Genomic DNA, 12,031 nt, shown 5'->3' on the forward strand with positions numbered 1-12,031 from the left:
TGTCGATTCCCTACCGAGCGATCGAGTCGCAATTCCTAATTGGCAGCCGAGTCGTCGTGGGGCGTCGGGCGGCCAATCGTTGGTAGCCACAAGCGGCAGAAGTCTGAAAGCCACACCCGACGCCCCTGGGTGGGAGAACCATACGAAGGGCTCGCCCGGTCCCGCAGAACAACGTAGGGAAGTCTGAGCGACGCAGGTGCTGCGCCGGCGCTCGCGCAGATGGCGATGCGGCTCAGCTGTCCGGACCGCAGACGGTGCCACCGGGCTGTTGGCGGGAGTACCGGACGATGGCTTCCTGCGAGCTCGAAGATGCGCTGCCATCGGCGGGGGTGAGGGTGTAGAAGGCGATGATGGAGCCCTCGGTGACGGCATCCAGGACCCCGTCCCAGGGGATGGTGTAGCTGACAGAGGTGGTGTCGGCGGTGACGGTCACGGCGCCCTGGGTCTGCGCGACCAAGGTCTGCCCGGCGGTGTCGCTGCAGACCGTGACTTCAAAAGTGACTTGGTCGCCGGTCGTGAACGGTATGTGGTCCACCACGACGAGGACGCCATTCCAAGGCTTCTGCAGACAGCCGATCCAGCCGGGGGGCTCCTCAAAGGGGAACTCCGGGAAGTCGAGTTCGATTGACATGCAGGCTCCTGGTTGTCGGAGAGGCAGGCCGGAGGTCGCACCCCCGCAGCACCCATGCCGCTCAAACTTCGATGGCACGAACCTACTGATCATCAAGCTTCGATGGCAAAGATCGATCTTCGCTGTCACGGGAGTGCGCCACGAGGCGCTACGCAATCGAGTGGAGGTGGAAGACCTTCTCTGCCGGGCCGTCGCAGCGGTCTGGTGAAGCAGGGGGCAGCCTGATCCGGGGAACGCCGGGGAGGGTGGCAAGCAGCCCCCGACAACGGCGGGACGTGCCGGGACTACCGGACGGTGCGGGCCCGTCTAGCGAGGTCAGAAGGTGTAGCGAAAGCGAACCAGTGGTTGAAGCTCCGTAAGCAGCGAGCCGGCTCAAACCTGGTGGATACGGGCCGGTATGCAGCGCGTGACCTGCTTGTCCTCGGACGGGTGGGTCAACTCCGAAGCCGGATTTCCTGTTCCGGTGGGGAGGCCATGTTGAAAGCCTGCGGCGTAGGCGTGGCGATGTTGCCGGAGTAGAGCTGGGCGTCTCCCTGACCGATCGATTGTGTGGTGAACGTGGGAACCATCCGCGGTCGCCCGAGCCGCCGGACAGCCGGTTCGGTGGTGGGCAGGTCCGTTGCCGACTGATGGCCGTGGGTGGGGCGGAGGCCCCGTAGTAGTCGCGGGAGTAACGACCCGTCGTGGAGACCGGGAACGCCGGTCGCAGGGCAAAGGGGGCCAGCAAGTCAGTGGCCGAAGCACTGGAATGTCGGGAGGGGCGCCGGTGAATACCGACGAGCTGGAGCGCGCCTTGTATGAGGCGGAGCGTCAGGTACTGAAGATCCAGACCAAGCTGCACCGTTGGGCTCGTGATGATCCTCATCGCAGGTTCGACGACCTGTTCAATCTCGTTGCCGATCCCGGCTTCCTGCTGGTGGCCTGGGATCGGGTGCGGGGTAACAAGGGTGCACGCACGGCCGGGGTGGACGGACGCACGGCGTCGTCCATCGCGCTGTGGGTCGGCGTCGAGGAGTTCCTCGACGTACTGCGGTCGCAGATCAAGGACCGCAGTTTCCAGCCCATGCCGGTGCGGGAGCGGATGATCCCCAAGGCGGGCGGCAAGCTCCGCCGTCTGGGGATCGCGACGATCACCGACCGGGTGGTGCAGGCGTCCTTGAAGCTGGTGCTGGAGCCGATCTTCGAGGCGGACTTCCTCCCGTGTTCCTACGGGTTCCGCCCGAACCGCCGGGCTCATGACGCGGTGGCCGAGGTGCGTCTGCTCACGTCCAAGAAGTACGAGTGGATCGTGGAAGGCGACATCAAAGCCTGCTTCGACGAGATCTCACACACCGCTCTCATGGAGCGGGTGCGGGCACGAGTCGGGGACAAACGCGTCCTGGCCCTGGTGAAGGCGTTCCTCAAGGCGGGCATCCTCAGCGAGGACGGCCAGCTGCGGGACAACGACACCGGCACCCCGCAGGGCTCGATCCTCTCGCCGTTGCTCAGCAACGTCGCTCTCTCGGTCCTGGACGAGCACATCGCCCAGGCGTCGGGAGGCGCCGGAACTGACCTCAACGAGCGCCGCAGGCGTCGACGCCGAGGTCTGCCCAACTACCGGCTGGTCCGGTACGCGGACGACTGGTGCCTGATGGTTCACGGCACCAAGGCAGACGCCGAAACGCTTCGCGAAGAGATCGCGGAAGTCCTCACCACGATGGGCTTGCGCCTGTCGCCGGAGAAGACTCTGATCACCCATATCGAGCAGGGCCTGGACTTCCTCGGCTGGCACATCCAGCGCCACCGGAAACCAGGCACCAACCGGCACTACGTCTATACCTACCCGGCCAAGAAGGCCCTGCGGGCCGTCATGGCCAAGGTCAAGACACTGTGCCGGGAGGTCGGCACGAACCAGCCGCTCGACGCCCTGCTTGTCCGGATCAAGCCGGCAGTACGGGGCTGGTGCGCCTACTTCCGGCCCGGGGTGTCCTTCGCGACCTTCTCCTACCTGCGCAACTACATGTGGCACACGGTTTGGAGATGGGCCCAGCGCAAGCACCCCAAGACGGGCCGGAAGAAGATCTTCCGCCGCTACTGCGGTCGCAGATCATGGTGGACCGGGGAGACCCGGGAGTTGTTCAACCCGATCACGGTAGGCACCACTCGCTACCGCTACCGGGGACTGACGATTCCCACTCCCTGGGACGCCACGGGATGAGAACAACCACCACGAAGCCCTCGGGGCTTGTGGAGAGCCGGGTGCGGTGCCAAGTCGCATGCCCGGTTCGGGAAGCGGCTCCGGGGAAACGGGCCGGTCGAAAGACCGGAACCGCGCCCCGGGCCGACTTCACCACCGACCGCACGTGCTGTGACTCAGCGCCGTAGTTGGCCCCTCCGGCCAACTACGGCGCACAGCGGGAAGACCGGTTCGGGGCTGGCAGCGGTCCCCTGGTCGGATGGTCGGCGGCCGGGGTACGTTCTTGCGACCAGTTGCTTGCCCTCCTGGCTACGCCAGCGGTCCGAGATCTCCTTCGAGGACCGTCTGGATGATCTGGGGCCGGTCCCAAAGGGCCAGGATCTCGTTCGCGATGGCCACGATCGGCACGGGGGCCTGGTCGCCGTGCACCTCGATGGCTGCGGCCGACAGGCTGCGCGGTACGGCTCCAGCGTCCAGGAGAACCCTCCACTCCTCTGGGCCGAGCTCCAGGAACTCCAGCCCCGTGAGCTCGGCGATCTCCAACGGGTCGGCCAGGGTGCCGGGGTAAGCGGTGAGGGTGCGTAGGCGGGGCAGCCCGGCGACGAGGGCGAGACTGAGCGGCGCATCGTCCCACACGCCTATGGACAGGGCCTCCAGGCCAGGGTGCGCGGCGGCCTGGATGCTGGTCAGGCTTGCGATGTTGACCCTGGCAACGGCAGGAGGCCGCTTCTCTCGGGGTCTGGGCTCCGCGCCGAGTCGGCCCAGCACCAGGTCAGTGAGGGAGTGGGCAACGAGTTCGGCGCCGATACTTTCCTCGTGGGAGAGCATGATGACTTGGCCCGTGTGTCCGCGGGGGCCGGGCGTCAGATCCACGGCCAGCCGGTCTCCGCCCCCGTTGTCGCCGAAGGCGATCCAGCCCGGTGAGCCGACGAGGCCCTGCACCATGGCGTCGGGCCGAGTGACGACCGCCTTCGTCGCCGCGAACTCCCAGCGACAGTCACGCGACGCCGCGTCGGCGACGTACAAGCTGTCGAGATCGAACAGTTCGCATCCGACCGCTTCGCACTCGCTTATCGCTGCTTCGTAGTCGTCACCCAGGTCCTCCCACCGTGCCCGCGTCACCCGGTAGAGGGTCTTGAGCTCGTCGGGGAGCGCGACGCCCAGGCGTGATTCGGCGGCGGATATCTCTTCCTCCGTCGCGCCGATGGCGTGCGGCAAGCGTTCACGCAGTGTCCGCTCCAGCAACGCCAGGTCCGCCGAAGGGGCAGGCGCTGCCCCAGGAGCCGGTTCAGGGAGACGGCGCCAGGGCTCGGGGAGAGCACCGTCGACCAGGATGAGCGCCCCCGGGTGCGGGGTACCTATGCCGGGTTCGACGGCGGGGCTGGGACCCAGCAGGCGGAGCATGGTCTTCCCGGTCGGGTGTATCTCCGCCGTGAACGAGACGTCGTCGACTCCAGTGGCCGCAAGCGCGCCCTGCACCCGCTCCACCGCGTCGAGCTCCTCCCGCATGTCCTCTACCTGAGCGGCCCGACCGGGCGGCGGCATCCGTCGCGTCAGAGCCAGACTCCAGCCCCCTCGCCCTATACGCCCGGCCACTCGAACGGGCCTGGCAACGTGCCCCCGCGCCTGTTCGGCCAGAAGGAGCCGCAGCACCGGCTCCCATGTCGCGAAGTCGCCTATCGATGCAGTGGAGAGCCTCTGATCAACCATGCGCAGACCGTACGCGGGGCCGCTGACATCAGAAGGCACCGGCCCCACATGCCGCGGGCAGGCCACTGAACAGTACGTGCCAGCGAGCGTGCATACGTCGGGCCAACCATGGCGCTCAAGGCCAACTACGGCACTCATCGTGTCGACGGCGAAGTGCCGTGCCCGCCATCGGGCGTCAGGCGTTCGGATCTCGTTGGTGTGCGGTGAGCTCCGCTTCCTGCAGCCAGTCGGTGTACCAGCGGGTGAAGGTGACCGGCTTCCCGCCCTGGTCGAGGAGCGGGACGAGGTCTACGTCGTCTGCCCGGCGGTCGGACCAGATAGTGCCGCGGTGGGCGCCGCTGATGATCAGCCACTCCCACTGGGCGCAGCCGAGGTGGGAGATCACGATGGCGCCAGCGGTGCGCTCGGGGGCGAACATCAGAGGTTCCCAGCGTTCGTCCCACGCCTCGATGGCGTCGTCGAAGTCCTCGATCTCCTCGAAGTCTCCCTCTTCTGGACGCGCGGCGAGAAGTGCGTCGAGGGCTTCGGGGTCCGGGCCGTGTTGAGGAAAGGGCTGAGCGAGCATGGCCAGGTCGGCCAGGTCGGCGCTGTCCCCTTCCCAGCGCCAGCGGCCCTGCACGCGTCGAACGGGAAAGAGGCCGTATGCGGGACCCGCGCCGCCGGCGCCCACGCAGGTGAGGAAGCTCCGGTAGTCATCCGGCAACCGCACTCCTACCTGCGCTTCGAGGTCGGCGAGCCCGTCATCGGGCAGTGGGTCTTCCAGGACCCACTGATGCCCGTGAGAGCCGAACACCTCGCCGCTCGGCGGCTGTGCACCCAACGCGACCACACGCTGACGGACACCATTCCACTGCTGATCAACCATGCGCAGACCGTACGGGGAGCCACCGACATCGGACCGGCCCTGCGCGGACGTTGAGAGGTCTGAGCCGCTGAGTGCGCTGGCTGCCACGAACGCCGTTGTCAGAGGCCTGTTGGACAATCCGGTCCGTGACCGCAGCAGGGGGACCCGCAGTGGCAGGTTCGGTGCGGTCTGAAGGATCACAAGGAGGATGGATTGGAAGATCAACGGGCAGGGGATGATCTCACCCTGCGCCTTGATGAGCTGGCGGCCGGACTCACGGATCCGGACTGCGACCTCGACGACCTTGCAGAAATCGAAGAGGAGCTCGTAGCCGCCCGGCGGCGGGAGCTGATTCCGCACCTCGAACGGCATCTCGCGGCAGCCGTGGAAGCGGGCAACTGGTACGCCCGTCATGTGCTCGCCCGGCTTCTGGCCGAGACCGCCAGCCACACGTCCCTTGCCGCCCTGTTGCGGGCCTACTCCCGCAATCTGGGTGACGACCAGGACTCCCTCTCGACGAGGCTCCATGTACTCGCGCAGGAGGACCCCGCCGCCGCGCGCGAAATCCTCCTGCCGTGCGCCGTTGGCAACGATGAGGACCTTCGCAGGGCGGCAATCTGGCTGCTCGGCTTCGTCCCCGAAGCAGCCGATCTCAACCTGCTGGCCCACGCTGCGCAGGACTCGGACGAAGGAGTCCGCAGCGCGGTCGTGGGCACGCTCGGTAGCCACGGGACAGAGCCGGCGGCCATCGACCTGCTATTGAACCTGCTGGACGACCCTTCCCCGCAGGTGCGCATCTCCGCCCTCAGCTCCCTCGGCTTCCTTCAGCAACCCAGAACCCTGCCGAAGATCCGCTTGCTCGCGAACGACGACAACCCCCGCGTTCGAGCCTGGGTCGCAATCGCCTTGGGCCGCTTTCCCACCCCAGAGCCCGTAGACGCCGCGACTTCAGCTGTGCTCGACCAACTGGCAGCAGACGCCGACCCGTACGTTCGCGACCAGGCAGCCGAAGCCCGTCAGCGCAAGCCCCTCCGCAGCTACTGAGGTTTTCAGGGTGTGGTCGGTGGGTCGATGGTCAGGTCTGTGGCGGTGAGGCAGCCGTCGATCAGGTGGGGCCGGAGCTGGATCCTGCGTAACTCGCGGCGGAGTGTGCGGTCGAGGTCGTCGGGTGTGTCGAAAGCGGTGTTGGCCATCGCTCTGCGCACGAGTGACCAGACGGCCTCGACGGGATTCAGGTCGGGTGCATACGGCGGGAGCCGGACGGTAGTGAGCCAGTCGTGCTCGGCCTCATACTGCTTCAGCCCGGCGGCCAGGTGGGTGTTGAGGTTGTCCCAGACGACCACGATGGGGCCGCCGAGCTGGGTGTGTGCCCTCACCAGCAGGTCGCGGTAGTCCGGCCAGGAGAAGCTCTTGCGGGCGCCCTTGAGCAGGAGGTGGGTGCGGGGCCGGTGGATGAGACGGCTCGGCTCGCCGGGTTTGTAGCAGCACAGGGCGGCGACCGAGGTCCGGCGGCGGGACCTGCCTCTCACCCGGATGACGGGGGTGTGTCCGCGCTGGCCCCAGGTGCGGGCGCGGGGCGGCGTCATCGAGAATCCGGCTTCGTCCTCGAAGACGATCCAGCCGTCACACGCCGCCGCGAGCCTTACCTGGGGCCACACCTAATGGGCAGCGAAGTGAGGCACCGCCAGGCCATACCAGGCTCCTCGAAGCCTTGAAGGAGACAGCGGGTCCCGCTTCACCTCGGGAGCGGGCTGGTAGCCCTGGCTCCACCCGGCGCCTTGAGCGCTAGCAATAGAGCGGGAGCCGGTCCGCTCCCGGGGGGTGCTTCCGGTCGGGGATCAGATCTCTCCGCCACCGCACCCAGGTCTTCGGTCCTGTACTGAGACGGATCCGGTCCCTGTCCGGGCAGAATCTCCCCTCCGGACGACAGGAATGTCCTGCTGTGATCCCAGAGGGGGCAGTTCCGACCGTCGCTCACTTGCTGCTGACCTGCACGGATTCGATGTCCGTGGCCTGAGCCATCTGCACGGATCACCTCTCATCCCATCGCGGGCCCACCAGCCCTTGGGAAGACCGAGGGCCGTGCAGCTCGCTGGGGTTGCGAACGGCTGGTGGGATGTCGTGCCTTGAGCACTTCCATTAGGGAGCACGCGCACCCTGCACAGGCTCTGGCCTGCACAAACGTTGTGATGGAAGGAGTGCTGGATGGAGATCGTCGGGCTGCCGACACCCGTGTTCTGCGGCATCGACTGGGCCGAAGACCACCACGACATCGCCCTGGTCGACTCAGGCGGCAAGCAACTGGCCAAACTGCGGATCAGTGACGACGCTGCCGGGTTCACCCAGCTCACCGGGCTGCTGGCCGAGCACGGCGACACGGAGAAGGATCCAATCCCTGTCGCGATCGAGACCTCCCGCGGACTGCTCGTCGCCCGCTTGCGGGCCACCGGCCGACGGGTCTTCGCGATCAACCCCCTGGCGGTCGCCCGCTACCGCGACCGGCATTCCGTCGCCCGGAAGAAGTCCGACGCCGTCGATGCCGCGGCCCTGGCCAACATTCTGCGAGTCGACATGGCCGCCCACCGCACACTGCCTGCGGATTCTGAGCTGGCCCAGGCAGTTGCGGTGCTCGCCCGGGCTCAGCAGGACGCGGTCTGGGACCGCGGCCAGGCCCACAACAAACTCCGCTCCCAGCTTCGGGAGTTCTACCCGAGCGTCCTCGCAGCATTCGCCGACAAGCGCGACGGGTTGTGTTCGCGCGAAGCCCGCACCATCCTCGCCGCGGCTCCCACACCCACCGCGGCAGCGAAACTCACGCGCCGACGGCTCCAGTCCCTCCTACGGCAAGCCGGCCGGCTCCGCGGGATCGAAGCGGAAGCTGGCCGACTCCACGAGGTCTTCCAACGCGAGTACCTCCACCAGCTCCCGCAGGTCGAAGCCGCCCTCGGCCAGCAGACGTCGGCGCTGCTGCGACAGCTCGACACCACCTGCCGCAACGCCGACCAGCTGGAAGAAGCCGCGGCCGAGGCCTTCGAGCAGCATCCGGACGCGCCGATCATCCGCAGTTTTCCCGGCCTCGGATCCCTCACCGGTGCCCGGGTCCTCGCGGAGATCGGCGACGACCGGACCCGTTTCGCGAACGCTGGCTCACTCAAGGCCTACGCCGGAAGCGCACCCGTCACCCGTGCCAGCGGCAAGAGCTGCGTTGTCATGAGCCGCAGGGTCAAGAACCAGCGACTAGCAGCAGTCGGCTACGTGTGGGCCTTCGTCTCCCTCACAAGGTCACCAGGGGCCCGGGCCCACTACGACCGCCGCAAAGAAGCCGGAGACCGCCACGTCGCCGCCCAGCGGAACCTCTTCAACCGCCAATGCCACGAAGTTAGCGCTGCGGCCGCCGCGTCAAGGGCGGGTCCGAGATGGGTGGTTCTGGCAGTGCAGAGCGTGATCCCCGGGTAGGAGGAAGTTGACCAAGACATTCCTGGCCAGGGGATCCGTTGCCGAGTCAGTTCTCCACGTGCACCATGACACGCACTACGACAGTTGCCGCGGGCGCCTTCGCGCCGGGCCACCTCGGTGGGCTGACTCAGCACATACCGTTCGAGCTCGTCGATGACGTTCTCGATGAGACCAGAACCGTTCAGGCTCGCGTGCGTACGCTTCCGTCGCGAGTCGGCATCTACTTCGTCCTGGCCCTGGGACTGTTCCCCACCCTGGGATACCGGCGTGTGTGGGACAAGCTCGTAGCCGGCCTGTCGGACCTGAACCTGTGCACTCCCTCGGAAGCCGCCCTGCGACAGCTGCGCCGACGTCTCGGGCCCGAGCCGATGAAAGCTCTGTTCGACGTTCTGGCGGTGCCGCTGGCGCGGCCGTCAACGCCCGGCGTCAGCTACCGGCGCTGGCGGACAGTGGCGTTTGATGGCTGCAGTTCCCTCAAGGCTCCTGACCTGCCACGCGTCCGGGCTCTGCTGGGCAAGGTCCGACACCACTGGGGCATGTCCGGCTACCCGTCCTTGAGGCTGACCGTCCTGTGCGAGACCGGGACCCGCGGGCTGCTCGGTGCGGTCTTCGGCCCGTCCGAGAACGGGGAAACCGTCCAGGCAACCCAGCTGCTGCCCAGGCTGACCCCACAGATGCTCCTCCTGGCAGACCGGGCCTTCGACGGCGACGACTTCCTTCGCGGCGTCGCCGGCACCGGCTCTCAGTTCCTGGTCCGACTGTGTGCTCATCGACGCCCTGCGGTTCTGGCGGTCCTTCCCGATGGGTCCTACCTCACCCTCTTCCACGGTCTGCGTGTCCGCGTCATCGATGCCGACATCACCCTCACCACCAGCAGCGGACAGCGCATCACGGGTCGCTACGGGCTCGCGACAACCCTCTTGGACCACCGCCACGACCCGGCCGAGGTCCTGGTCCGTCTCTACCACGAGCGCTGGGAGATCGAGTCCGCCTTCTATTCACTGCGACACACGCTGCTGACCGGACGGGTCCTGCGTTCCCAAGAACCGCGCGGACTCGAGCAGGAAGTATGGGCTCTGCTCACTCTCTATCAAGCGCTCCGCATGGCGATGGCCGAGGCCGTCGAGTCCGTGCCCGGGGCCGACCCGGACCGGGCAAGCTTCACCGTCGCCCTTCAGGCCGTCCGCGACCAGGTGATCCGCGCAGACCACGTCCTGCCGGCCCCGTCGAACCACACCGCCAGCGGCATTTCCACTGCCGTCTTGTCCGCTCTGCTGCCACCCAGGCGCTCACGCACCAGCGCCCGGAAGGTCAAATGTCCGACCTCCCGATATCCGGCGAATCCAACCAGTGAGCATCCCCTGACCAGCCAAAACATCACCATCCTCGCCATCGAGATCCACACCCAGCCCCCGTCATCCGCAGCACCCGGCCGCAGCGGTCAACGCAATCAAGTCCTCCAGCACATGCGAACCGCACCCCACCGGTCTTGGCATGCGCGCGAGCTGGCCACAGTCCTCGACTTCACCCACTACGACAGCTTCTGCGTCCAGCTGAGCCGCTGGACGAAGGAAGGTCTCCTCGAAAAGGTCTCGAACGCGACCTACAAGATCGCCCCCGCTTGCCTACCCCCTCAGCCTTCCCCGACCGACAGACACCGCCCTTGACGCGGCGGCCGCAGCGCTAACTTCGTGGCATTGCTTCAACCGCTTCATGGGAATGCTCTTCCACTGCCTCCAGAACGGAACGACCTACGACGAGACGAAGGCCTTCCCCCACCAGCCCTCGGGAGAGGTCTGCACCGAAGCGGCTTGACTCCTTGTCCGCGTGGGATGTCTCCTTCTTCCACAGCTCCACCGCGTGCTCGTCGCGTTCGAGTGCTCTGCGGGCGGGTGCCTGCCAGGACCAGCCGTGCCGTTTCAGTAGCCGCCACACCGTCGCCAATGACAGGCTCATCCGCAGACGGCGGCGGATCACCGTCTGGACCCGGGCCAGGGTCCACCGCTGATCGTCGAAGCCGTGCGCTGACGGCCCCTTGCCGAGTTCCTCCTCAAGCGCGGCGAACTGGGCCTCGGTGACGGTCGGGGAGTTGGCCGGGCCCGCGGAGCGCAGGGCCTCCATGCCACCGTCGCGCCAGGCACGGCGCCAGCGTTCCACCGACCGCACACTCACCCGCAGATCCTTCGCGATCACCGCGGACTTCTCACCCACCGCGAACCGTTCCCCGGCCTGGAGCCGGATCCTCTCCCGAGACGCCCGATGCTCAGCAGTCAGGCCCCCACCCTCCGGATAGCGCATACCACCGGAGTACCGCAGGGAACACCCCCGCGTCGGCGGGGAGGACTCGACGTAGCCATGGGAGTAGGTCAGCCGGACCGGAACACCCTCGCGTCGGCGGGGAGGACGACATCCTGAGGCGGGCTGCCGACTCGGGCTGCGGAACACCCCCGCGTCGGCGGGGAGGACGACGTCCCCGCGTCGTACTCGTCCGCCAGCTGCGGAACACCCCCGCGTCGGCGGGGAGGACCGGCAGGCGACGAGGCCCGTTGCGTCATCCGACGGAACACCCCCGCGTCGGCGGGGAGGACGGTCAGCCGCGAAGAGTAGACGGAGGCTTCTTCGGAACACCCCCGCGTCGGCGGGGAGGACGTTACCTCCGGCGTCGCGGGCGACGCAGCGATCGGAACACCCCCGCGTCGGCGGGGAGGACAGCACCACGAAGGTCACCGCGAACTCGCGGATCGGAACACCCCCGCGTCGGCGGGGAGGACATCCGTTCAGTCACGAGGGGGGACATCACTGGCGGAACACCCCCGCGTCGGCGGGGAGGACTCGTCCTCCCTCAACCCGCACCTCCTCAACGCCGGAACACCCCCGCGTCGGCGGGGAGGACTCGTCCTCCCTCAACCCGCACCTCCTCAACGCCGGAACACCCCCGCGTCGGCGGGGAGGACACGTTCACCGCGGCCTGTGCGATCGCGTAGGCCGGAACACCCCCGCGTCGGCGGGGAGGACGTCGGCGAGATCGACGTACTTGCCTGCCGCGCCGGAACACCCCCGCGTCGGCGGGGAGGACAACCCACAGCTGTCCGCCGCGGCGATCTCCACCGGAACACCCCCGCGTCGGCGGGGAGGACGGCCCCCGCTGACCGCGGTCACCCGCCCCGACCGGAACACCCCCGCGTCGGCGGGGAGGACTTCGAGGCGTACTGGG

The 12,031-nt window shown here is 67.7% G+C and carries 6 protein-coding genes, 3 pseudogenes and 1 CRISPR repeat array (1 of these 10 only partly in view); of the genes and pseudogenes, 4 read left to right on the forward strand and 5 right to left on the reverse strand.

Translation table 11 applies throughout. The features are described from left to right. Nucleotides 1–232: 232 nt before the first annotated feature. Nucleotides 233–631, reverse strand: coding sequence for a hypothetical protein (locus OHS33_RS36750; protein ID WP_330334754.1), 399 nt, complete (start codon nucleotides 629–631; stop codon nucleotides 233–235). Nucleotides 632–1,397: 766 nt separating this feature from the next. Between OHS33_RS36750 and ltrA the strand changes: the two genes are divergently transcribed. Next, a complete protein-coding gene (gene ltrA / locus OHS33_RS36755; protein ID WP_330334755.1) occupies nucleotides 1,398–2,828 on the forward strand; it encodes a group II intron reverse transcriptase/maturase in 1,431 nt (476 codons plus the stop codon). 288 nt (nucleotides 2,829–3,116) lie between these two features. Here the strand turns inward: ltrA and OHS33_RS36760 are convergent, their stop codons facing one another. Continuing rightward, nucleotides 3,117–4,517, reverse strand: a complete 1,401-nt coding sequence (locus OHS33_RS36760) for an SMI1/KNR4 family protein (RefSeq protein WP_330334756.1) — start codon at nucleotides 4,515–4,517, stop codon at nucleotides 3,117–3,119. 175 nt (nucleotides 4,518–4,692) lie between these two features. Beyond that, nucleotides 4,693–5,382, reverse strand: a complete 690-nt coding sequence (locus tag OHS33_RS36765) for an SMI1/KNR4 family protein (protein WP_330334757.1) — start codon at nucleotides 5,380–5,382, stop codon at nucleotides 4,693–4,695. 192 nt (nucleotides 5,383–5,574) lie between these two features. Here OHS33_RS36765 and OHS33_RS36770 point away from each other — a divergent pair, with 192 nt between their 5' ends. After that, on the forward strand, nucleotides 5,575–6,405 hold the full coding sequence (locus OHS33_RS36770) for a HEAT repeat domain-containing protein (RefSeq protein WP_330334758.1): 831 nt from the start codon (nucleotides 5,575–5,577) through the stop codon (nucleotides 6,403–6,405). 5 nt (nucleotides 6,406–6,410) lie between these two features. Here OHS33_RS36770 and OHS33_RS36775 read toward each other — a convergent pair. Further along, nucleotides 6,411–7,019 (reverse strand): annotated as a pseudogene (locus OHS33_RS36775) (transposase); the annotation flags it as partial. Between the two features lie 547 nt (nucleotides 7,020–7,566). Here OHS33_RS36775 and OHS33_RS36780 point away from each other — a divergent pair. Continuing rightward, nucleotides 7,567–8,727: pseudogene (locus OHS33_RS36780) on the forward strand (IS110 family transposase); the annotation flags it as partial. A 128-nt stretch (nucleotides 8,728–8,855) separates the two neighbouring features. Then, nucleotides 8,856–10,484 (forward strand): IS4 family transposase, encoded by a 1,629-nt coding sequence (locus OHS33_RS36785; RefSeq protein ID WP_330334760.1) that lies wholly within the window; start codon nucleotides 8,856–8,858, stop codon nucleotides 10,482–10,484. 139 nt (nucleotides 10,485–10,623) lie between these two features. Here the strand turns inward: OHS33_RS36785 and OHS33_RS36790 are convergent. Continuing rightward, a pseudogene (locus OHS33_RS36790) lies at nucleotides 10,624–11,115 on the reverse strand (winged helix-turn-helix domain-containing protein); the annotation flags it as partial. Between the two features lie 17 nt (nucleotides 11,116–11,132). Continuing rightward, nucleotides 11,133–12,031: direct repeats of the CRISPR family, unit length 29 nt; unit sequence CGGAACACCCCCGCGTCGGCGGGGAGGAC (it continues 1,021 nt past the right edge of the window).

This window comes from Streptomyces sp. NBC_00536, assembly GCF_036346295.1.
Lineage (GTDB): Bacteria > Actinomycetota > Actinomycetes > Streptomycetales > Streptomycetaceae > Streptomyces.